The sequence below is a fragment of the Streptomyces sp. NPDC048191 genome, from assembly GCF_040652655.1.
GTDB lineage: Bacteria > Actinomycetota > Actinomycetes > Streptomycetales > Streptomycetaceae > Streptomyces.
Genome location: NZ_JBEZMO010000027.1, coordinates 1 through 20,654 on the forward strand (window position 1 = coordinate 1; position 20,654 = coordinate 20,654).

Consider the following 20,654-nt stretch of genomic DNA (forward strand, 5'->3'; position numbering starts at 1 on the left):
TGCATCCTGAAGACGGCTCGGTGGCCGACGACCAGGGTGCGGACGGGGTGTTGACCAGCGACAACCACACGGATAACTTCATTATACGGATTGTTGATTCCGTAGAGCGGAAAATTGGAGGGTGTGGGATGGGTCAGCAGGAGAAGGTGGCGACGAGCCTCGCGGGCGCCGTCAGCGAGGAGATCAGCGCCTCCCTCGCACGGGTCGACGCGGAGCTGGAGCGCCGCTACCCCGGGGACCCCGGCACCCGGCAGCCCGTCCACACCGTCTATGTCCCCGGTGACGCCTTCGCCGCCGACACGATCCGCTCGTGGGGCGACCGGGCCCTCGCCGCTCTCGACGAGCACGCCCCGGACGCCGCCTCTTTCGCGGCCGTCCTCGGCCTGTCCGACGAACTCGCCGAGCCGGTCTACTCCCGTGTCCGCGCCAAGCTGGAACGCGAACCGATCGAAGACCTGCGCGTCGACTTCGAGGACGGCTACGGCCCCCGCCCCGACGCCGAGGAGGACGAGACGGCGGCCCGCGCGGCCCGGCTGATCGCGGAGGCGTACCGCAACGGCACGGCGGCGCCGTACATGGGTATCCGCATGAAGTGCATGGAGGCCGCGGTACGCGACCGGGGCATCCGCACCCTCGACGTCTTCCTCAGCGGGCTGGTCGAATCGGGTGGCCTGCCCGAGGGCCTGGTGCTGACCCTGCCGAAGGTGACGTACCCCGAGCAGGTCACCGCGTTCGTACGCCTCCTGGAGGCCTTCGAGAAGGTGCACGGCCTGGACGCCGGCCGGCTCGGCTTCGAGATCCAGATCGAGACCAGCCAGTCCATCCTCGCCACCGACGGCACCGCCACCGTCGCGCGCATGATCCAGGCCGCGGAGGGGCGTGCCACCGGGCTGCACTACGGCACCTTCGACTACAGCGCCTGCCTCGGCGTCTCCGCCGCCTACCAGGCCAGTGACCACCCGGCCGCCGACCACGCCAAGGCGGTCATGCAGGTCGCGGCCGCGGGCACCGGCGTACGCGTGTCGGACGGCTCCACGAACGTCCTGCCCGTCGGCCCGACCGAGAAGGTCCACGACGCCTGGCGCCTGCACTACGGCCTGACGCGGCGGGCGCTGGCCCGCGCCTACTACCAGGGCTGGGACATGCACCCCGGCCACATCCCGACCCGCTACGCGGCCGTCTTCGCCTTCTACCGCGAGGGCTTCGAGCAGGCCGCCGGCCGTCTCGCCCGCTACGTCAACCGGGCCGGCGGCGACGTCATGGACGAGCCCGCCACCGCCAAGGCCCTCAGCGGCTATCTGCTGCGCGGCCTGGACTGCGGCGCGCTGGACATCGCCGAGGTCGCCCGTCTCACCGGCCTGACCCGCGCCGACCTGGAGGGCTTCGCGGCGCCCCGGCGCGGTGACCTGACGGCCTCCGCGAAGTAGAGGTACCGGACCGGTCACAGCCTCCGGTGGGGGGAGTGGACCGTCACCGCCGCCCCGTACGCTGGACGCCACGCATCGACCGGGCGGACGCGGCAGAGGACGACAGAGGAACGGGGCGGCGGTGTCTTCGGGGGAGCAGGGACCGAAGGAGTACGGGCACACGGACGACGGGGCCGGCCGGCTGCTGGCCGGGCGCTACCGCGTCACCGCACGGCTCGGGCGCGGCGGCATGGGCGTGGTCTGGCGGGCGGTGGACGAGGTCCTCGGCCGCGAGGTCGCCGTCAAGGAGTTGCGGACCTACACCGACACGGCCGGGCCCGAACTGTCCGAACTGCGGCTGCGGATGCAGCGCGAGGCCCGGGCCGCCGCCCGGGTCCGCCATCCCGGTGTCGTCGCCGTGCACGACGTCGCCGAGGTCGACGGGCGCCCGCTGATCGTCATGGAGTTGATCGACGGGCCCTCCCTGGACGACGTCCTGCGCGAGCGCGGCACCCTCGACCCGTACGAGGCGGCCCGTGTCGGCGCGGCCGTGACGGACGCGCTGGCCGCCGCCCATCGCGTCGGCGTGCTGCACCGCGACGTCAAACCCGGCAACATCCTCCTCGACCGCTCCGGCCGGGTCGTCCTCACCGACTTCGGCATCGCCACGATCGACGACCCCGGCGACGGCTCGGCCACCCGCCTCACCCGCAGCGGCGAACTCGTCGGCTCCCTGGACTACCTGGCCCCCGAGCGCGCGCAGGGCGCCGAGCCGGGCCCGCCGTCCGACGTGTGGGCCCTGGGCGCCACGCTCTACGCGGCCGTCGAGGGCGCCTCGCCGTTCCGCCGTACGTCCACCTACTCGACGCTCACCGCGATCGTCCTCGACCCCCTGCCCGAGCCCCGCCGGGCGGGCCCGCTGGCACCGGTCCTGCGGCGCCTGATGGACAAGCGCCCGGACGCCCGCCCGGACGCCGAGGAGGCCCGCGAGGCGCTGCGCGAGGTGGCGCGGGCACGGACCGCGGACACCCCGACGACCACCCTGCGCGCGACCCCGTCCCGGCCGTCCGAGCCCACGGACCGCGGCACGCCGCCGGGGTTCGGCCCGGTCCGGCCGGGACCGGCGTACCACTCGGCACCCGGGGCCGGTGCGGCGATGACGCCCTCGTCGGCCGCAGGCGCCGCTCCCCCCACCGGACCGACCTCCGCGTACCTGCCCGGCGCCCCCACCGGCCCCGTGGGCCCCCGCCGCAGGGGCCGAGCCCTGCTCGCCGCCGCTGCCGTGGCCGTCGTCCTCGCCGCGGCCGGGGCCACCGTCGCCCTGATGCGCGACTCGCAGGCAGCGAAGACGGACTCGGCGCCGCCCGCGTCCCGCACGTCGACCACGGTGACGTCCACACGGGCCGGGACCGAGCGGTCCACGTGGCCCGCGGACGCGCGCGGGGGCGGAAAGAAGCGCGCCGCGCCCACCGGGAAGCCGGGCGGTACGGGTGGCACCGAGCCGTCCTCGCGTGCCTCCGCCTCCGCTACGACGCCGGGAAGAACCGCCAACAGCCCAGAACCCACAGCCGGTTCGGAGCACAGCTCCGTCCCGGCCACCGCGTGCCGGTCCGCCGGCGGCGGCAGGTACGACTGTCAGGTGTGGCGCACCGCCAAGTCCTACACGGCCTCCGGCGCCGAGGCCGGGACCCTGAACGCAGGCACGAGCTACTTCTACTGCCAGTCCGACCTGCGACGCCGGGAGACCTACGGCCGGTGGACGAACGTGTGGTGGGCGAAGACCGACGACGACAGCGGCAACACGGGGGTGTACGTCAGCGACGTCTACCTCAAGGGCGGGAACAACGACGAACCGGTGCCCGGGCTTCCGGTCTGCTGACCGTCGGCGTACGGCTCGAAGCCCGACTCCGTCACCCACTTCATCTCGGCGAACAACTGCGTACCCCGCGCGCACAGCCAGGCGTCACGGCGTGCCCGTGCGCAGAACTCCTCCGGTGTGACCCCGAACAGCTCCCGCAACCGCGCCGATCCCGCGAGGAGTTCGCTGAGCAGGGCGTGCTGGTCGCCGGGATGGCGGCGCGGCGTACCGGTGCCGTGGCGCAGCACGCCGTGCCGGTTGACATAGGCGTACGCCCCGGGAAGCGCGGAACCGTCCGGCAGCTCGATCCGCACGACCGGGGCGGGCAGCCAGGACCGCCAGAAATTGGGCTCGCTGGCGTCGATCACGTCCAGCTGCCGCCGGTCCAGCCAGATGACGAACAACTCCCGTAAGGCCTGTGCGGACTTGACCGGGGACGCCGAGACATAGCCCAGGCGGCTGACGTGCGCCGAGACGCCCGTGTCGAGCCCGGACACCCGTGTCCGCACCATCGGCACCGGGGAGTCGATCTCGAACTCCGCCATCTTGTGGCGCAGTTGGCCGGGGCAGGCGTTGGAGCCGACGGCGATCACCGGCACCCGGTCGTCGTACACCAGGCGCTCCAGGGGGAGCATCCGGTCGCCGTCGAGCAGTCCGGAGTCAGCGGGCCACGCGCCGGGATAGGTCAGCGGATGGTCTCGGGGAGCCCCGGCGAGGCCGAGTTCCTCCAGGGTGCGGCCGGTCATCGGCGGCTCAGTCGGCCGGCGGCAGCTCGCCCGAGCCGCGCGTGATCAGCCGGGTGGGCAACTCGATGCGTTCCGGCGCCACGAGCCCGCCGTCCAGCCGGCGGAAGAGGCGCTCGGCCGCGGTACGGCCGAGGGCGGCCGCGTCCTGGGCGACGACCGTGACGCCCGGCTGGAGCAGATCGGCCAGCTCGATGTCGTCGAAGCCGACGAGGGCGACCTGGCGGGAGCGCTCGGCCAGCACCCGGATCACGGTGACCGTCACCCGGTTGTTGCCCGCGAAGACCGCGGTGACGGGGTCGGGCCCGGAGAGCATCTCCTCGGCCGCCCCGCGCACCCGCTCCGGATTCGTCTGCCCGAGGGACATCCACGCGTCCTCCACGGTTATCCCCGCGTCCTCCATCGCCGCCCGGTAGCCGCGCAGTCGCTCGGCGGCGGTGTGGATGCGCGGCATGTCGCCGATGAACCCGATCCGGCGGTGGCCGTGCGCGATGAGATGGGCGACGCCGTCCCGGGCACCGCCGAAGTTGTCGGACAGGACCACGTCGGCGTCGATCCGACCGGCCGGGCGGTCCACGAACACGGTCGCCACGCCGGCCCTGATCTCCGGCTCGAGATAGCGGTGGTCGTCACCGGCCGGGATCACCACCAGACCGTCCACCCGCCGTGCGCACAGGGCCAGCGCCAGCTCCTGCTCGCGCTCCGGGTCCTCGGCGCTGGAGCCGTTGATCAGCAGGGCGCCGTGGGCCCGGGCCACCTCCTCCACGGCGCGGCTGAGCGGGCCGTAGAAGGGGTCGGCGAGATCCTCCAGCACGAGGCCGATGCTGGCGGTACGGCCCTTGCGCAGCACCCTCGCGCTGTCATTGCGGCGGAAGCCCAGGGCCTCGATCGCCTCCTGCACCCGGCGTTCGGTGTCCGGGGTGACGCCGGGCTCGCCGTTGACCACCCGGGAGACCGTCTTCAGCCCGACCCCGGCCCGGGCCGCCACGTCCTTCATGGTGGGGCGGTTGCCGTAACGGTTGCCGGGGAGGCCGGCTGTGCGGCGGGTGCTCTCGGGCACGATGTGGCGTCCTGTCCTGTCGTCCGTCTCGGCCACGGAACCGACGCGCTGTGGGGGTGCGCCGCTGCACGAGAGGTCACGTCCCCCGGGTAGTGCGCCGATCCGTGGTTTGTATGAGGATGTGGCGTCGAGCATAGAGCCTGGACAACGTTGTCAGATGCGCGAGAGACTGTCCACCGCTGATGTCGGCCTGCGCCCCCACCGCTCGACCGGCCTGTTTCTTTGGTTCGCACGCTTCAACGGGGAGATCTGACTCTGATGCACACCGACCTCGTCGCGGCCCTGGACATCGGCGGCACCAAGATCGCCGGCGCGCTGGTGGACGGCGACGGACGGATACTGGCGCGGGCCCAGCGCGGCACGCCCGCCCAGCAGGACGGGGAGACGGTCATGCGGGCCGTGGAGGAGGTGCTCGGCGACCTCGCCGGGGCGCCGCTGTGGGACCGCGCCGGTGCCGTCGGCATCGGCAGCGCCGGTCCGGTGGACGCCTCGGCGGGCACCGTCAGTCCGGTGAACGTGCCGGGCTGGCGTGACTTCCCGCTGGTCGAGCGCGTGCGGTCGGCCACCGGCGGTCTCCCGGTCGAGCTGATCGGCGACGGTGTCGCGATCACCGCGGCCGAGCACTGGCAGGGCGCCGCGCGCGGCCACGACAACGCGCTGTGCATGGTGGTGTCGACCGGTGTGGGCGGCGGCCTGGTCCTGAACGGTCAGCTGCACCCCGGCCCCACCGGCAACGCCGGGCACATCGGTCACATCAGCGTCGATCTCGACGGCGATCCGTGCCCGTGCGGCTCGCGCGGCTGTGTGGAGCGGATCGCCAGCGGGCCCAACATCGCCCGCCGTGCCCTGGACCGGGGCTGGCGTCCCGGCCCCGACGGCGACACCTCGGCCGCAGCGGTGGCCGCCGCCGCGCGCGGGGGCGACCCCGTCGCCGTGGCCTCCTTCGAGCGGGCGGCACAGGCGCTGGCCGCCGGCATCGCGGCCACCGCGACCCTGGTCGAGATCGACATCGCGGTGATCGGCGGTGGGGTCGGCAACGCGGGCGACATCCTCTTCACGCCCCTGCGCAAGGCCCTCACCGACTACGCGACCCTGTCCTTCGTCCAGCGTCTGACGGTCGTCCCCGCGCAGATGGGCACGGACGCGGGCCTGGTCGGCGCCGCGGCGGCCGCGCTGTCCCGTAGGCCGGATGCGACGGCGGGAGTGTGATGCGCGGCGTCCGGTGGGCTCTGGCGGCGGGCGTGTGATCGGCGGCGGAGTGGTGTGCCGGTTGCGTCTGGTGGGTTGTGGCGGCCGGGGCCGGGGGCGCCCCGCAGGCGGCGGTGCCGTGGTTTGGCAGGGGTGCGTGGGAGCTGAGCGGTCATGCCCCCACGCACCCGTGGGCGCGGACGGTCTCCTCCGCCTCTGCGGCGGGGGGCGCCGTCAGCAAGTCAGGCGTGCCTCCGCCCAGTCCGCGTGGTCGGAGTCGTTGCCGTCTCCCGCGTCGGTGACGACGAGGTCGATCACCCGGGCGCCGGCGATGTCGGCGGTGAGGGGTTGCGCGGGCATCGTGTTGGTCAGGGTGCCCGTCGAGGCGACCTTCGTGCCGTCCGCCCAGATCTCGAAGGCGACAGTGCCCTTGGTGCCCTTCTCGTCGTCGACGCCGACGTCCGCGGTGACCTTCGAGCAGGCCTTGCCGGTGTAGAAGGAGACGTCGCTCGGCGCGTGCACGCCGAGGCCCTTCGCGTACACCGTGCCGCCGATGGTGATCGGGTGGCCGTCGCCCGCGTCGCTCTCCCCGTTGCTGGTGTCGCGCTCCACCGGCCCCCAGCCACTGCTCGCCGACAGCCAGGTGAGGTCGCTGAGGTACGACGTCCCGGAGGGCGGCCGTACCACCACGGAGGCGGTCGGCGTCAGGGTGCTGGTGACGCGCTGTCCGTCCGGTGACCGGTATCGCGCCTGGAGCGTGAGGCCGTAGGAGCCGGTCGGTGTCCCGGCCGGCGCGGTGACGCTCCAGCCGGTGCTCAGGGTCTTGCCGGTGGCGAGGCCGTCGGACGTGGTCGCCGAGGTGGGCCGTACGGTCCACCCGTCGGGGGCGGTCAGCGACACGGACACCCGGCGCGCGGGGGTTCGGCCGAGGTCGGTGACGGTGCTGTTCAGCGTCGCCGGCGCACCGGCCTCCAGCAACGGACTGCCGTCCAGGCCCAGTTCGACGGCGGGCGGGTGCGCCGCCCAGTGCGGGTCGGCCGAGACGCGCAGCAGGACCGTGCCGTGGGCGGGGACGGTGGCCGCGAGGGTACCGGCGGTGTTGTAGTCGCGGTGCTGCCACAGGTCCCGCAGGGTGTAGGCGGAGGCGTCGGGCAGGCCGACGGCGGCCGCCGTGGTGGTGATCCGCTGGGTGGTGCCGGACTCGTTGAAGAGGGCCACGGCCCGGCTGCCGTCCTTCATCTCCTTGGCGATCACCCAGCGTCCGCCGGCGGAGGAGACGACGGTGCCCTGCTTGCCGAGCGGATCCTGGTCGACGGCTATGACGTCCTTGTTGTCCAGGATGTCGAAGGTGGCCTGGGAGGCCTTGCGCAGGTCGGTGCCGATGAGCAGCGGCGCCGCCATGACCGACCAGAGGGAGAAGTGCGAGCGGTACTCGGTGTCCGTCATGCCGCCGTTGCCGACCTCCAGCATGTCGGGGTCGTTCCAGTGGCCGGGCCCCGCGTACGGGGCGAGCGGCAGGTTCTGCTTCAGGATCGACAGCATCGAGCCCCAGTTGTCGCTGATGTCGCCCGTGGTGCGCCACAGCTGGCCCACGCCCGACGCCCACTCCCAGGGCTTGTTCTCGCCCCACTCGCAGATGCTGTAGACGATGGGCCGCCCGGTCGCCCTGAGCGCGTCCCGCATGGTGGTGTACCGCTTCTTGGCGTCGACGCCCTGGTTGTTGCAGTTGTCGTACTTCAGGTAGTCCACGCCCCAGTCGGCGAACTGCTGCGCGTCGCTGTACTCGTGGCCGAGCGCGCCCGGAAAGCCCGCGCTGTTGCAGGTCTTGGTGCCGGCGCTGGTGTAGATGCCGAGTTTGAGTCCCTTGGAGTGGACGTAGTCGGCGACGGCCTTGATGCCGTTCGGGAAGCGGGCCGGGCCGGGCACCAGCTTGCCCTCGGCGTCGCGCTGCGGCAGAGCCCAGCAGTCGTCCAGGTTGACGTACTGGTAGCCGGCGTCCTTCAGGCCCTTCGCCACGAAGAGGTCGGCGATGCCCTTGACCATGCTCTCGTTGAAGTCGGCGCGGCAGTGCGTGGAGTTCCAGTTGTTGAAGCCCATCGGCGGGGTGAGGGCCAGTCCGTCGGCCAGGGCGGGCGCGGCGGGTTGCCGGGCGGGGGCCGCCAGGGCGGGGGTGGCGAGGCCCGCCGCGCACAGCAGGCCTGCGGTGAGTGCTCCGAACAGTCTTCGGGCGGTTGTGCGGGTATGAGGGTGACGCATCGTTGACGTTCCTCCGACTCGCGAACGGTGGCTGACGAGACACACCTGCCTGGGTGTCATGTGTGGGTCAGCTGTGCGCGTTTACGGTAGGACCTGTCGGAGTGTGTTGGAAGAGGAGCGGCTCTATTGTTCGATGTCGCGTCAAAAGCCTTGACAATGAGGCTGCTTGGCCCTGTGGGCCCGCTGAGTGTTCGGAAGTGTTTGCTTCCGGGGCTATGCCTCGTCGTCGACGCGGCCCCAGCCGGGCAGTGGGGGCTGGGGCCACGCGGGCGGGAGCGGCAGCGGACGGCCCGGGTGGTCGGTCGTCAGTGCGTCGGCCGGAGTGCGCCCGCTCAGCCAGCCGAGCACCTGGTGCCCGGCCCCGGCGACCGAGGGGCCCTCGGTCGCGACGGTCCAGCGGCGGCCGAGGTCCACGGCCTGGACCGAGGCGAGCGGGAAGCCCTGGGCGCGCAGTGTGGTGAGGGTGTCGTCCAGCGCCCAGGAGACGTAGGCGTCGGGCCACTGCTCGGTGCCGTGGCCGAGACCCAGGTCGAATCGGTGGGTCTCCAGCTCCCGCAGACAGCGCAGCAGGAGGTACCAGGCCGGGTGCCGCCAGCCGGCCAGTGCCGCGACCGGACGCTCCCAGGCCGGGGCGGGCATCTCGCGCGCCTGCGCCGTGAACCGGTCCAGGCTCTCCCGCAGCCGGGTCACGAGCCGGTCGGCGGACAGGGCCGCGTCCCGCTCGATCGCCGCGGACAGCGTCGCCGCGTTCGCGCGCGGACCCGGTTCGCGGCCGGTGTGCGCGAGCCGCATGAGCCACACGTAGGCGTCGACGCTGTGGGCGACGTGGGCGAGCACCTTGCCGCGCGTCCACCCCGGCAGCTCCGACGGGACGCGGAGCCCCGCCCCGGACAGGCCGGCCGCGGCGCGCAGGAGCCGGTCGCCGGAGCGCCGGACGCCCTCGATGTGGTCGCCTCCGGCGCGGAGGGCCGCGAGCTCGCTCACCGGAACTCCCGAACGACTTCGATCCGGCCGACGATGTGGGCGTTGAACTCGTCCAACTCCTTCGCCGGGACCCACAGTTCGAGGATCGTCTCGCCACCGGCCCGCCGGACCGGATAGCGGCCGAGGAACTCCCTGTCGACCTCGAAGCGGGTCACGAAACCGGCGCCGTCGTGCCTGACGTTCCAGTCCCGGGCGATCCGGGTCGCGTAGTCCTCGTTGAGGACCGGGTAGAAGATCGGCTGCTCCGGGAGCCGGGGCGGCCAGGCCCGCCAGTCGAGCGCGCGGACCAGCTCCAGCTCCTTGGGGCCCGTCGGTCGCCAGAGGGTCGTCGTCGGGGACGAGCTGGTCATGATGCCGCATTTCTGGTCGGGGCCCGCCACGGGAGCGGGCGGACCGGCGCGTCGGACGATACCGGCCCCACGGGAGAGCGGACCAGCGGGTTTCGGCGGGCGCCGCACCCTCACGGTGCCGCGAACCGCCGCGCCAGATCGCGGTGTTGGGCCGCGGCCCGCTCCACCCGGGCCCGGTCGGCGGTCGGCCCCGGCTGCCCGGCCAGCCGCTCGAGCCGGTCGGCGAGCCGCTCGTGCCGGTCCCGGGCCTGCTCGCGGCACGGCAGGCAGGTGACGCGCTCGGGGTGCCGGGAGACGAGGGCGCGGGACACGCGCAGCCCGCACCCCGTGGTGGCCTCGGCGGAGAGCGTGCCGATCAGACCGAACGTCGCGGCGATGACGTTGCGCACGGCCGCCGCGTCGCCCTGCGCCTCGACGTGGATGTGACCGTCGGACTTCTCCATGTGCCCTCCCACCGGGACGGTAGCCCCTGTGGCCCGCTCGCGGGTATACGCGTGACCCCTGGGCCGGTCCGTAGTTGATCAGCGCATGAAGAAGCGCAGCATGCTCGCCATCGCCACCCTGGCCACCGGATTCGTCGTGGCCGCCGTCACCCCCTCCCACGCGGCGGACGACGGTTCCCTCGCCGACTTCCCCGTCCTCAGCGTCGTCGACTCGCTCGGCCAGTTGGTGGGCCAGAACCCCTTCGCGGACGACGACGCCTCCCGGGGCCATGAGAACGGCGCCTCCCAGGGCCATGAGAACGGCGCCTCCCGGAGCCATGAGGACGGCGCCTCCCAGGATCATGATTAGGCCACGGTTCACGGTGTATGCCGGTCTCCACGGGCCCACGTGCCGGTGTCCCCGCCGAGGGGGCACCGGCTCTCCCGTTCCGGCGCCCTCACCGGGGCGGGGTTTCCGTGGCAGGGTGGAGCGGGCAAGCCTCAGGGGGCCAACACAAGAGGGGGAGTCAGTGACCGTCGTCTGGATCAACGGCGCGTTCGGTGCGGGGAAGACCACCACCGCACGGGAACTGATCGACCTGATCCCGAACAGCGCGCTCTTCGACCCCGAGGTCGTCGGCGGGACGCTCACACAGTTGCTGCCGGCCAAGCACCTCGCCGGGATCGGCGACTTCCAGGACCTGCCGATCTGGCGGCGGCTCGTGGTCGACACGGCGGCCGCGATGCTCGCCGAGCTGGGCGGGACCCTCGTGGTGCCGATGACCCTGCTCCGCCAGGAGTACCGCGACGAGATCTTCGGTGGCCTCGCCGCCCGCAGGATCCCCGTGCACCATCTGCTGCTTGCCCCGGCTGAAACGATCCTGCGCGAGCGGATAGCCGGGCGGGACGTCCCGCCCGATCTGCCCGACGGCGAGATACGGCAGCGGCAGTGGGCCTACGACCACATCGAGCCCTACCGCGCCGCCCTCGCCTCCTGGCTCACCGCCGACGCCCACCTCGTGGACACCAGCGCCCTCACGCCGTACGCCACCGCCGCCCGCATCGCCGACGCCGTCGGCAGCGGGGCCGTACCGCCGTGCGACATCGTGCAGACCCCCGAACCCACCGCCGAGACCCTCGCCGCCGGCGTGCTGCTCTTCGACGAGGACGACCGGGTGCTGCTCGTCGACCCCACCTACAAGCCCGGCTGGGAGTTCCCCGGCGGAGTGGTCGAGCGCGGCGAGGCGCCGGCCCGCGCCGGGATGCGCGAGGTCGCCGAGGAGACCGGGATACGGCTGAGCGAGGTGCCCCGGCTGCTCGTGGTGGACTGGGAACGGCCGGTGCCGCCCGGCTTCGGCGGACTGCGGCTGCTCTTCGACGGCGGCCGGCTGGAGTCCGGCGAGGCGTCCCGGGTGCTGCTCCCCGGGCCCGAACTGCGCGGCTGGCGCTTCGCCACCGAGCAGGAGGCCGCCGACATGCTGCCACCGGTCCGCTACGAGCGGCTGCGCTGGGCCCTGCGGGCCCGCGAACGCGGTTCCGCGCTCTATCTGGAGGCGGGCGTGCCGGTCGGCTGACCGCCACCACGGCGCCGGAGACAGGCCAGGCCGACGGGGAAACGCAACAGGTGCGGCCGGGGGGAGCGGTTCGATGACGTCCGTGCGGCGACCGCGGGGCGCGCCCCCGCCCGTGGGCGAGGGCGCTGTGCCGTCGGCAGAAGGACTCAGCCCCCCGCGTAGTTGCGCAGGAACAGCGCCTCGGCGACCGACAGCCGCTCCAGCTCCTCGGGGGACACGCTCTCGTTGACCGCGTGGATCTGCGCCTCCGGCTCGCTCAGGCCGATGAGCAGGATCTCCGCCTGCGGGTACAGGCTCGCGAGGGTGTTGCACAGCGGGATGGAGCCGCCCTCACCGGCGTACTGCATGGTCTCGCCGGGGTAGGCGACCGCCATCGCGTCGGCCATCGCCTGGTAGGCCGGGCTGGAGGCGTCGGCGCGGAAGGCCTGGCCCTGGCCGATCTGCTCGGTGGTGACCCGGGCGTCCCAGGGGGTGTGGGCCTGGAGGTGCGCCTGGAGCAGCTTGGTCGCCTCCGTGGCGTCCACGCCCGGCGGCACCCGCAGGCTGATCAGCGCGCGGGCACTGGAGTGCACCGAGGGGGTGGCGCCGACGACCGGCGGGCAGTCGATGCCGAGTACGGTGACGGCCGGACGGGCCCAGAGGCGGTCGGCGACCGAGCCATCGCCGATCAACCCGACCCCGTCGAGCACCTTGGCGTCGGCGCGGAACTGCTCCTCGGTGTACTCCAGGCCGTCCCACTTCCCCGTGGCGTCCAGCCCGTCGACCGTCGTCGAGCCGTCCTCGGCGCGCAGCGAGTCCAGCACGCGGACCAGCGCGGCGAGCGCGTCCGGGGCGGCGCCGCCGAACTGGCCGGAGTGCAGGTTGCCCGCGAGGGTTTCGATGCGCACGCGGACCAGGGTCATGCCGCGCAGCGTGGTGGTCACCGTCGGCAGCCCCACGCGGAAGTTGCCCGCGTCGCCGATCACTATGGTGTCCGCCTCCAGCAGCTCCGGGTGCTCCTCGGCGTACCGCTCGAGGCCACCCGTGCCCTGCTCCTCCGAGCCCTCGGCGATCACCTTGATGTTCACCGGGACGCCGCCGTTCGCCTTCAGGGCGCGCAGCGCGAGCAGGTGCATGATCACGCCGCCCTTGCAGTCGGCGGCCCCGCGGCCGTACCAGCGGCCGTCGCGCTCGGTCAGCTCGAACGGCGGGGTCGTCCAGCCCGCCTCGTCCAGCGGCGGCTGCACGTCGTAGTGCGCGTAGAGGAGAACCGTTTTGGCGCCCTCCGGGCCCGGCAGGTAGCCGTACACGGACTGCGTGCCGTCCGGGGTGTCGAGCAGGGCCACGTCGACGAAGCCCTCGGCGCGCAGCGCGTCGGCCACCCAGCTCGCGGCGGCCTCGCTCTCGCTCTTCGGGAACTGCGTGAAGTCCGCCACCGACTTGAAGGCGACCAGCTCGGCCAGCTCCGCCTTGGCGCGGGGCATCAGCGAGGCGACGGTCTCGGCGACCGGATTCGACGACATGGGCACGCTCCTCGTGGGTGCGACGTTGAACAGCTTGAACAGGGTGTGTGTCCCGATACTCCCACAGTGGCCTGCGACGACGGCCGCCGTAGGATGCGAGGGACACTACGGCAGCGGCTTGATCGGAGCGGTAGACCATCGTGAGCGGCGAGAACTCTTCGGCGGACGACGTGCAGCGGGTGTGGGACGTCGTCGTGGTGGGCGCGGGACCCGCGGGCGCGTCGGCGGCCTATGCGGCCGCGGTCGCGGGACGGCGCGTGCTGTTGCTGGAGAAGGCCGAACTGCCCCGCTACAAGACCTGCGGCGGCGGCATCATCGGCCCCTCGCGCGACGCGCTGCCCCCGGGCTTCGAGCTGCCCTTCCGCGACCGGGTGCACGCGGTCACCTTCTCGAACAACGGCCGCTTCACCCGCACCCGCCGTTCCAAGCAGATGCTGTTCGGACTGATCAACCGGCCCGAGTTCGACCAGCAGCTGGTCGAGCACGCGCAGAAGGCGGGCGCCGAGCTGCGTACGGGCGTCACGGTGCAGCGGGTCGAGCAGCACGGCTCGGCCGTCCCCGACCGGCGCACGGTCGCCGTCGTCCTCCAGGGCGGGGAGACGGTGCTGGCCCGCGCGGTCGTCGGCGCCGACGGCAGCGCCAGTCGCATAGGGGCCCACGTCGGCGTGAAGCTCGACCAGGTGGACCTCGGCCTGGAGGCGGAGATCCCGGTCCCGGAGCCGGTCGCCGAGGACTGGAAGGGCCGGGTCCTCATCGACTGGGGACCGATGCCGGGCAGTTACGGCTGGGTGTTCCCGAAGGGCGACACCCTGACGGTCGGCGTGATCTCCGCGCGCGGTGAAGGCGCCGCCACGAAGCGGTACTTGGAGGAGTTCACCGCGCGGCTGGGCCTGTCCGGCTTCGAGCCGGCCGTCTCCTCCGGGCACCTGACCCGCTGCCGCGCCGACGACTCGCCGCTCTCCCGGGGCCGGGTGCTGGTCTGCGGTGACGCCGCGGGGCTGCTGGAGCCCTGGACCCGCGAGGGCATCTCCTTCGCGCTGCGCTCGGGCCGGCTCGCGGGGGAGTGGGCGGTGCGCGTCGCCGAGGCGCACGACGCGGTCGACACCCGGCGTCAGGCCCTGAACTACGCCTTCGCGATCAAGGCCGGGCTCGGGGTCGAGATGAGCGTCGGCAAGCGGATGCTGGCCGTGTTCGAGAAGCGCCCCGGCCTCTTCCACGCGGCCCTCACCGGTTTCCGCCCGGCGTGGAGGGCGTTCCGGGACATCACCCAGGGCTCGACCTCGCTGGGCGAGCTCGTCCGCTCCCACCCGTTCGCCCAGCGCGCCCTGACCGCGATGGACCGGGGGCAGGCCGTCCCGGCGGAGGAGCCCGCCGGTTCGTGACGGTCCGGGTCCCGGGGGTTCAGTTCGTGACGGCGATCCGGAAGACCGGGTGGTCGCCGGCGCAGGCGATGATCTCCTCGTCGGAGGACTTGGCGGTCACGCCGGCGAAGTACTGGTTGACCTCCCAGCCCCACTTCTCCAAGTAGGTCCGCAGGACGGGGAGCTTCTCGGTGTCGGGCAGCTCCACCGCGGTGAAGGTGCGCACCTTGCGCCCGACGCGCAGCTCGCCGCCGCCCGCGACCCGCATGTTCCGCACCCACTGCGAGTGGCCGCGCGCCGAGACCAGGTACTGCCCGCCGTCGTAGGAGTGCGGGTTCACCGGAACGCGCTGCATCTGACCGCTCTTCCGGCCCCGGACGGACATCTCGGCGCTGCCCGCGAGGCTGATGCCGTGCCGGGCGAGCCAGCCGATGACGCCGTTGAGACGGACGTTCAGGCGGCTGCTCTTGAGGTAGTACGGCGAAGAAGACGACGACATGGTGACCCCCACTGTTTGGGAGAGCGATGCTCTCGGTTGACTCCAGTGTGGAGTATCCCGCCCTGAGAAAGCAAGAGCGATGCTCTCTTTTGTGTGCACCGCTCTCCTTCATGGCACACTGCTGACATGAGCACCCCCCAGGGCGCCCGCGCACGGGCCAGGATCGAAGTCACCGCCGCCATCAAGGAAGCGGCCCGCAGACAGCTGGCGGAGGAGGGCGCGGCCAAGCTCTCGCTGCGGGCCGTCGCCCGCGAACTGGGCATGGTCTCCTCGGCCCTGTACCGCTACTTCCCCAGCCGGGACGAGCTGCTCACCGCCCTGATCATCGATGCCTACGACTCCCTCGGCGAGGCGGCGGAAGGGGCGCGGGACGCCGTGGCCGACGCCGCTCCCGTGGCCCGGTGGACCGCGGTCTGCGAGGCGGTGCGCGGCTGGGCGCTCGCCCACCCGCACGAGTACGCGCTGATCTACGGCTCACCCGTGCCGGGCTATGCCGCCCCCCAGAGCACCGTCCGGGCCGCCGCCCGCGTCGGCCTGGTCCTCATCGGCATCGTCCGCGACGCCCACGAGGGCCCCGGCCTCGCCGGCCTGCCGCTGCCCGCCGAACTCCGCCCCGAGGCCGAGCGCATGGCGGCCGACCTGGCCCCCGAACTGCCTCCCGAGGTGGCCGCGGCGCTGGTCGCCGCCTGGGCGCAGCTGTTCGGGCTGGTGGGTTTCGAGCTGTTCGGCCAGTTCAACAACGTGGTGGAGGAGCGGGAGACCTTCTTCCGGCACGCGGTGACGGGGCTGGCGCACGGGGTGGGGCTGCGGTAGTCGCGTGGTGGGGTTGCGGGGGCACGGGGTGTCCGGCGCACCGGGTGGGGCGGTAGTCGCGGGGCGGGTCGCGTGGGCACGGGGCGGATGCCGTAGTCGCGGCACGGGGCGGGGCTGCGGTGGTCGCGGGCCGGCGACGGGTGTGGTGGCCTCAGGGGGGCGGCCCGACGGCCAGCATGGGGGCGGCTGGACGGCAGAGAAGGCCCGACGCCTTGTGCCGACCGTCGGGCCACCCCCTGTGCCGGCCGCCGAGCCACCCCCTATGCCGGGCGACGTGCACCCCCGCCGGCCTCGTACTTCCCCGGGAGTACGCGTGATCACCTCGCCCGGCTGACGTCCTGCCCCGCCGTCGGCGTCTAGCGTGGCGGGCATGGATGAGCAGCATGCGCCCGCGCACTGGTGGCGGTACGGGCCTCCGTGGCGCAGTGCCCCGGACGGAGGTGAGGCGGAGCCGCGGCGCGGTCGGCGGTGGCCCTGGCGCTCCACCGTGCTGCTCACCGCGTTCGTGCTGATCGGCACCAACTTCGCCGAGCACAGCCAGCCCCAGCGTGTGCCCCTGAACGGCTACGCGCGCGTGCTGCTGCTCGTCGCCTCGGTCCTGCTGCTGTGGCGGCACCGGCACCCGGCCGCCGTGACGTTCGGCACCGCGGCGGTGACCCTCGGCTATCTGGCCGCGGGGTTCCCGTACGGGCCGGTCTTCCTGGCCGTGGCCGTCGGCTGCTTCAGCGCGGTCGTCGCCGGGCACCGGCGGGCCGCCTGGGCCTCGGTCGGCCTGCTGTGGGTCGGCCACGCCCTGGTCGCCCTCTGGCTCTACCGCTGGCTCCCGCCCTCGGGGGACAGGAGCGGGGGCCTCACCCAGGAGATCGTCATCGCCACCTGGGTGCTGGCGATCGTCGCCCTGTCCGAACTGGCCCGGGTGCGGCGCGAACAGTGGGCCCGGGAGCGTGCCGACCGGGCCCAGGCGGCGCGGCGCCGCGCGGACGAGGAACGGCTGCGGATCGCCCGCGAGTTGCACGACGTCCTCGCGCACAGCATCTCCGTCATCAACGTCCAGGCCGGCATGGGGCTCGCGCTGCTCGACAGCGACCCCGAACAGGCGCGCGCCGCGCTCACCACCATCAAGGCCGCCAGCAAGGAGGCGCTCGGCGAGGTGCGCCAGGTCCTCGACACCCTGCGCGCCCCCGGCGCCGCACCGCGCGCCCCCGCCCCCGGCCTGGACCGGCTGCCGGAACTCGTGGAGCAGGCGGCCGCGGCCGGACTGACCGTGGAGATCGAGGGCGAGCCGCCCCGGCTGTCGCCCGGCGCCGACCTCGCCGCCTTCCGCATCGTGCAGGAGGCCCTGACCAACGTCGTACGGCACTCCGGATCGCGGCACGCGCGCGTGCGCTTCGCCCGCGACGCGGAGGCGCTGCGACTGCGCATCGACGACGACGGGCCGGCCACCGGCGCCGACGCCGGCGGCAGCGGGAACGGGCTGGCCGGGATGCGGGAGCGGGCCGCCGCGCTCGGTGGCACCATCGAGGCGGGCCCGCGCGCCGACGGCGGCTTCCGGGTGCTCGCCGTACTGCCGTCACACACCGGGGAGGATCAGTGATCCGCGTACTGCTCGCCGACGACCAGTCGCTCGTGCGGGCCGGTTTCAGGGCGTTGCTCGACGCGCAGCCGGACATCGAGGTGGCCGGGGAGGCGGCCGACGGCGAGGAGGCGCTGCGGCTGGTGCGCGAACTGCGGCCGGACGTCGTCCTGATGGACATCCGCATGCCCCTGCTGGACGGCCTCGCCGCGACCCGGCGCGTCACCGGCGATGCGGAGCTGAAGGACGTGAAGGTGGTCATGCTGACCACCTTCGAGCTGGACGAGTACGTCTTCGAGGCGATCCGCTCGGGCGCCTCCGGCTTCCTGGTGAAGGACACCGAACCGGATGAACTCCTGCGCGCCGTGAGGGCGGTGGTGCAGGGTGACGCGCTGCTGTCGCCGGGCGTCACCCGGCGCCTCATCGCCGAGTTCGCGGCCCGCTCCAAGGAACCCGCGGCCGCGGACGCCCTGGCCCAGCTCACCGAGCGGGAACGGGAGGTGATGGCGCTGGTCGGCATCGGTCTGTCCAACGAGGAGATCGCCCGTCGGCTGGTGGTCAGCCCGCTCACGGCCAAGACCCACGTGAGCCGCACGATGGTGAAGCTGGGCGCCCGCGACCGCGCCCAACTCGTGGTGCTGGCCTACGAGTCGGGGCTGGTACGGCCCGGCTGGCTGGGCTGAGCCGCCCGCCGGAAGCGCATCAGCACGCTGACCACCCGGGCCACGAACACCACCGGCGCGACCGTCATGCCGAGCCGCAGCAGGGCCTTGGACAGCAGGTGCGGCAGTTCGAAGAGCAGGGCGGGACCGGTCAGGGCCCCGAACAGCACCGCCGCCGCGAAGGCCGCGCTCACCAGCGCGTAGCCGATCTCGACCGTGGCCGCGTCCTGTTGGGCTTTGGTGCGGCGTCCCCCGTATGCGTGCATTCCCCCAGTTTCACAGACGCGCGCCCGGCGGGACAATCAGCCCCGCCGGGCGCGCAGTTGGAGGCTTCCCCCTCTGGGACCTGCCATTTGGATCACGCCGCAGACGCGGGGCCGATCAGTCCCGGCGCTGTCCCGCGACCTGATCCAAACGACCGGGCCTAGTCGCGGACCGCCACGCGCTCCGCTTCCGCCTCCTCCACGGTGGACCTGGCGACCACGAGCGACGGCCCGGTACGGCGGCCGCGCAGACCGGTGAGGGTGATCAGCAGGCCGACCGCCGCGATGCCCGTGACCACCATGAAGCCGGGCCGGTAGCTGTCGAGGACGGCCTGCGGGGTCGTGTGCGCGGGAGCGCCCGCGGTCACCACGGCCGTGACCACCGCCAGGAAGATCGCGCCGCCCACCTGTACCGAGGTGTTGAGCAGACCGGAGACCATGCCCTGCTCGTGGTCCTCGACCCCGTTGGTGGCCTGGATGTTGAGAGACGGGAAGACCAGCGCGCAGGCGGCGCCGATCAGCAGCATGGACGGCAGGACGACGGCCGCGTAGACCGGGTCGAGGTCGACGCGCAGGAAGAGCGCGTAGCCGAGGACCATGAAGGCGAAGCCGGTCGCGATCAGCCGCGGCGTACCGAACCGGTCGACGATCGCGCCGACCTTGGTGGAGGACACCGCCACCAGCGCACCCGCGGGCAGGAACGCGAGTGCCGTGTGCAGCGCCGACCAGCCGAGCAGGGACTGCATGTACAGCGTCGTCAGGAACTGGAACCCCACGTACGAGCCGAAGAAGGCGATCGCGCCGAGCTGGGCGCGGACCTGGCTGCCCGAGCGCAGTACGCCGAGCCGGATCAGGGGGCTCGGCGAGCGCCGCTCGACCAGGACGAAGGCGGTCAGCAGCACGGCGACGGCGAGGAACGACAGCAGCGTGCGCGCCGAGGTCCAGCCGGCCTGGGGGGCCTGGACGACGGTGAAAACCAGCAGCAGCATCGACGCGGTGCCGAGGACGGCGCCGGGGATGTCGTAGCCGTCGTGGTTCTCCTCGCGGGCGCTGCGCGGCAGCAGCCGCAGGCCGGCCAGGAGGGCGATCACCGCGATCGGCGCGGGCAGCAGCATGGTGAAGCGCCAGCTGGCCTCGGTGAGCAGGCCGGAGAGCACGAGGCCCATGGAGAAGCCGGTGGCGGCGCAGGTGGTGTAGATGGACAGGGCGCGGTTGCGCAGCGGGCCCTCGGGGAACGTCGTGGTGATGATCGACAGGCCTGCCGGTGCCGTGAAGGCCGCGCTGAGGCCCTTGATGAAGCGGCTGGCGATGAGCAGCGGACCCGAGTCCACGAGTCCGCCGAGCAGCGAGGCGAGCGCGAAGACGCCGAGGGCGACGAGGAAGACCTGACGCCGGCCGAGCAGGTCGGCGGTGCGGCCGCCGAGCAGGAGCAGGCCGCCGTAGCCCAGGATGTAGCCGCTGACGATCCATTGCAGCGTCGACGTGGACAGGTGGAGGTCGGAGCCGATGGACGGCAGCGCGACGCCGACCATCGACACGTCCAGCGCGTCCAGGAACATCGCCGCGCAGAGCACCAGCAGGGTGCCCCACAGCCGGGGAGTCCAGCGAACCGCCGAGGACGCGGACGCGGAGGGGGTGAGCGGAGAGGTCATGCGGACCACACTACATGCGCATGCATCAGATGCAAATGCATTTAATTCCGATGCAATAATCTTGTTTCTCTGCTACGGTGCGCTCATGGCGTCCAACAGGGCCGAGCAGGCGCTCGTGGAACAGTGGCGGGACATCCTCGCGCTGCATGCCCGCACCCAGTGCGAGCTGGACCGGGCGCTGCACGGACACGGCCTGTGCGCCAGTGACTTCGAGGTCCTCGACCTGCTGGCCGAGGGGGCGGCGGCGGACGGCGGCTGCGCCTACCGCGTGCAGGAGATCTCCGAGCGCGTCCATCTCAGTCAGAGCGCGCTGTCCCGGCTGATCGGCCGCCTGGAGAAGGACGGTCTGGTCGAGCGCGCGATGTGTGCCGAGGACCGGCGCGGGGTGCGCGTCGGGCTCACCGCGAAGGGGCGCGCGCTGCACGGCGAGGTACGGCCGGTGCAGCGCGCCGTGTTGACCCGGATGCTGACCGACGCCGACTGATCCG

The 20,654-nt window shown here is 73.0% G+C and carries 20 protein-coding genes; 10 read left to right on the forward strand and 10 right to left on the reverse strand.

Translation table 11 applies throughout. The features are described from left to right. Positions 1–128 precede the first annotated feature (128 nt). Entirely contained in the window at positions 129–1,427 is a 1,299-nt protein-coding gene (locus tag AB0D93_RS31865; protein WP_362126864.1) for an aldolase, read from the forward strand. Positions 1,428–1,548: 121 nt separating this feature from the next. Next, the gene (locus AB0D93_RS31870; protein WP_362126867.1) at positions 1,549–3,285 is read left to right on the forward strand and encodes a protein kinase; all 1,737 of its coding nucleotides are present in this window, start codon (positions 1,549–1,551) and stop codon (positions 3,283–3,285) included. On the opposite strand, the gene AB0D93_RS31875 is transcribed toward AB0D93_RS31870, so the two are convergent. Beyond that, positions 3,231–4,010, reverse strand: coding sequence for a hypothetical protein (locus AB0D93_RS31875; RefSeq protein ID WP_362126870.1), 780 nt, complete (start codon positions 4,008–4,010; stop codon positions 3,231–3,233). The two genes, AB0D93_RS31870 and AB0D93_RS31875, sit on opposite strands and share 55 nt — an antisense overlap. 7 nt (positions 4,011–4,017) lie before the next feature. Further along, entirely contained in the window at positions 4,018–5,067 is a 1,050-nt protein-coding gene (locus AB0D93_RS31880) for a LacI family DNA-binding transcriptional regulator (RefSeq protein WP_362126873.1), read from the reverse strand. 258 nt (positions 5,068–5,325) lie between these two features. Here AB0D93_RS31880 and AB0D93_RS31885 point away from each other — a divergent pair, with 258 nt between their 5' ends. Next, the gene (locus AB0D93_RS31885; protein WP_362126876.1) at positions 5,326–6,276 is read left to right on the forward strand and encodes an ROK family protein; all 951 of its coding nucleotides are present in this window, start codon (positions 5,326–5,328) and stop codon (positions 6,274–6,276) included. A gap of 213 nt (positions 6,277–6,489) precedes the next feature. Here AB0D93_RS31885 and AB0D93_RS31890 read toward each other — a convergent pair whose 3' ends face one another. From AB0D93_RS31890 to AB0D93_RS31905, 4 genes are all read right to left on the reverse strand, one after another. Continuing rightward, positions 6,490–8,511, reverse strand: coding sequence for an NPCBM/NEW2 domain-containing protein (locus tag AB0D93_RS31890; protein ID WP_362126878.1), 2,022 nt, complete (start codon positions 8,509–8,511; stop codon positions 6,490–6,492). Positions 8,512–8,724: 213 nt separating this feature from the next. Next, positions 8,725–9,495, reverse strand: coding sequence for a maleylpyruvate isomerase family mycothiol-dependent enzyme (locus tag AB0D93_RS31895; RefSeq protein WP_362126881.1), 771 nt, complete (start codon positions 9,493–9,495; stop codon positions 8,725–8,727). Beyond that, positions 9,492–9,845, reverse strand: a complete 354-nt coding sequence (locus AB0D93_RS31900) for a hypothetical protein (RefSeq protein WP_362126884.1) — start codon at positions 9,843–9,845, stop codon at positions 9,492–9,494. The genes AB0D93_RS31895 and AB0D93_RS31900 overlap by 4 nt, the downstream gene beginning before the upstream one ends. Before the next feature lie 110 nt (positions 9,846–9,955). Beyond that, positions 9,956–10,288, reverse strand: coding sequence for a hypothetical protein (locus AB0D93_RS31905; RefSeq protein WP_362126887.1), 333 nt, complete (start codon positions 10,286–10,288; stop codon positions 9,956–9,958). Between the two features lie 85 nt (positions 10,289–10,373). Here AB0D93_RS31905 and AB0D93_RS31910 point away from each other — a divergent pair, with 85 nt between their 5' ends. Both AB0D93_RS31910 and AB0D93_RS31915 read left to right on the forward strand, forming a co-directional pair. Next, on the forward strand, positions 10,374–10,637 hold the full coding sequence (locus AB0D93_RS31910; protein WP_362126890.1) for a hypothetical protein: 264 nt from the start codon (positions 10,374–10,376) through the stop codon (positions 10,635–10,637). 160 nt (positions 10,638–10,797) lie between these two features. After that, positions 10,798–11,841, forward strand: coding sequence for an NUDIX domain-containing protein (locus AB0D93_RS31915; RefSeq protein ID WP_362126893.1), 1,044 nt, complete (start codon positions 10,798–10,800; stop codon positions 11,839–11,841). A 146-nt stretch (positions 11,842–11,987) separates the two neighbouring features. Here AB0D93_RS31915 and AB0D93_RS31920 read toward each other — a convergent pair whose 3' ends face one another. Further along, a complete protein-coding gene (locus tag AB0D93_RS31920) occupies positions 11,988–13,343 on the reverse strand; it encodes a dipeptidase (protein WP_362126896.1) in 1,356 nt (451 codons plus the stop codon). Between the two features lie 140 nt (positions 13,344–13,483). Here AB0D93_RS31920 and AB0D93_RS31925 point away from each other — a divergent pair, with 140 nt between their 5' ends. After that, positions 13,484–14,725 (forward strand): geranylgeranyl reductase family protein, encoded by a 1,242-nt coding sequence (locus tag AB0D93_RS31925; RefSeq protein ID WP_362126899.1) that lies wholly within the window; start codon positions 13,484–13,486, stop codon positions 14,723–14,725. A 19-nt stretch (positions 14,726–14,744) separates the two neighbouring features. On the opposite strand, the gene AB0D93_RS31930 is transcribed toward AB0D93_RS31925, so the two are convergent. Further along, entirely contained in the window at positions 14,745–15,203 is a 459-nt protein-coding gene (locus AB0D93_RS31930; protein WP_362126902.1) for a nitroreductase family deazaflavin-dependent oxidoreductase, read from the reverse strand. 126 nt (positions 15,204–15,329) lie between these two features. On the opposite strand from AB0D93_RS31930, the gene AB0D93_RS31935 reads away from it, so the two are divergent. The 3 genes from AB0D93_RS31935 to AB0D93_RS31945 all read left to right on the forward strand — a co-directional run bounded on the left by AB0D93_RS31935 (position 15,330) and on the right by AB0D93_RS31945 (position 18,272). Then, positions 15,330–16,016 (forward strand): TetR/AcrR family transcriptional regulator, encoded by a 687-nt coding sequence (locus AB0D93_RS31935; RefSeq protein WP_362126905.1) that lies wholly within the window; start codon positions 15,330–15,332, stop codon positions 16,014–16,016. Between the two features lie 370 nt (positions 16,017–16,386). Then, positions 16,387–17,610, forward strand: coding sequence for a sensor histidine kinase (locus AB0D93_RS31940; RefSeq protein ID WP_362126908.1), 1,224 nt, complete (start codon positions 16,387–16,389; stop codon positions 17,608–17,610). Continuing rightward, positions 17,607–18,272: a response regulator transcription factor gene (locus AB0D93_RS31945; RefSeq protein WP_362126911.1), complete on the forward strand. Its 666-nt coding sequence runs from the start codon at positions 17,607–17,609 to the stop codon at positions 18,270–18,272. Before AB0D93_RS31940 ends, AB0D93_RS31945 begins: the two co-directional genes overlap by 4 nt. Here AB0D93_RS31945 and AB0D93_RS31950 read toward each other — a convergent pair. Both AB0D93_RS31950 and AB0D93_RS31955 read right to left on the reverse strand, forming a co-directional pair. Then, the gene (locus AB0D93_RS31950) at positions 18,233–18,517 is read right to left on the reverse strand and encodes a DUF6332 family protein (protein WP_362126914.1); all 285 of its coding nucleotides are present in this window, start codon (positions 18,515–18,517) and stop codon (positions 18,233–18,235) included. The two genes, AB0D93_RS31945 and AB0D93_RS31950, sit on opposite strands and share 40 nt — an antisense overlap. A 158-nt stretch (positions 18,518–18,675) precedes the next feature. Next, complete coding sequence (locus AB0D93_RS31955) at positions 18,676–20,166, reverse strand: MFS transporter (protein WP_362126917.1); 1,491 nt, start codon at positions 20,164–20,166, stop codon at positions 18,676–18,678. 85 nt (positions 20,167–20,251) lie between these two features. On the opposite strand from AB0D93_RS31955, the gene AB0D93_RS31960 reads away from it, so the two are divergent. Beyond that, positions 20,252–20,650, forward strand: coding sequence for a MarR family transcriptional regulator (locus tag AB0D93_RS31960; RefSeq protein ID WP_362126920.1), 399 nt, complete (start codon positions 20,252–20,254; stop codon positions 20,648–20,650). Positions 20,651–20,654 lie beyond the last annotated feature (4 nt).

Coding starts and splice junctions, on each gene's coding strand:
- AB0D93_RS31930 (WP_362126902.1), bottom strand. CDS start 15,203: ATGTCGTCGTCTTCTTCGCCGTACTACCTCAAGAGCAGCCGCCTGAAC.
- AB0D93_RS31865 (WP_362126864.1), top strand. CDS start 129: ATGGGTCAGCAGGAGAAGGTGGCGACGAGCCTCGCGGGCGCCGTCAGC.
- AB0D93_RS31935 (WP_362126905.1), top strand. CDS start 15,330: ATGAGCACCCCCCAGGGCGCCCGCGCACGGGCCAGGATCGAAGTCACC.
- AB0D93_RS31920 (WP_362126896.1), bottom strand. CDS start 13,343: ATGTCGTCGAATCCGGTCGCCGAGACCGTCGCCTCGCTGATGCCCCGC.
- AB0D93_RS31960 (WP_362126920.1), top strand. CDS start 20,252: ATGGCGTCCAACAGGGCCGAGCAGGCGCTCGTGGAACAGTGGCGGGAC.
- AB0D93_RS31885 (WP_362126876.1), top strand. CDS start 5,326: ATGCACACCGACCTCGTCGCGGCCCTGGACATCGGCGGCACCAAGATC.
- AB0D93_RS31955 (WP_362126917.1), bottom strand. CDS start 20,166: ATGACCTCTCCGCTCACCCCCTCCGCGTCCGCGTCCTCGGCGGTTCGC.
- AB0D93_RS31905 (WP_362126887.1), bottom strand. CDS start 10,288: ATGGAGAAGTCCGACGGTCACATCCACGTCGAGGCGCAGGGCGACGCG.
- AB0D93_RS31940 (WP_362126908.1), top strand. CDS start 16,387: ATGGATGAGCAGCATGCGCCCGCGCACTGGTGGCGGTACGGGCCTCCG.
- AB0D93_RS31890 (WP_362126878.1), bottom strand. CDS start 8,511: ATGCGTCACCCTCATACCCGCACAACCGCCCGAAGACTGTTCGGAGCA.
- AB0D93_RS31950 (WP_362126914.1), bottom strand. CDS start 18,517: ATGCACGCATACGGGGGACGCCGCACCAAAGCCCAACAGGACGCGGCC.
- AB0D93_RS31875 (WP_362126870.1), bottom strand. CDS start 4,010: ATGACCGGCCGCACCCTGGAGGAACTCGGCCTCGCCGGGGCTCCCCGA.
- AB0D93_RS31900 (WP_362126884.1), bottom strand. CDS start 9,845: ATGACCAGCTCGTCCCCGACGACGACCCTCTGGCGACCGACGGGCCCC.
- AB0D93_RS31910 (WP_362126890.1), top strand. CDS start 10,374: ATGAAGAAGCGCAGCATGCTCGCCATCGCCACCCTGGCCACCGGATTC.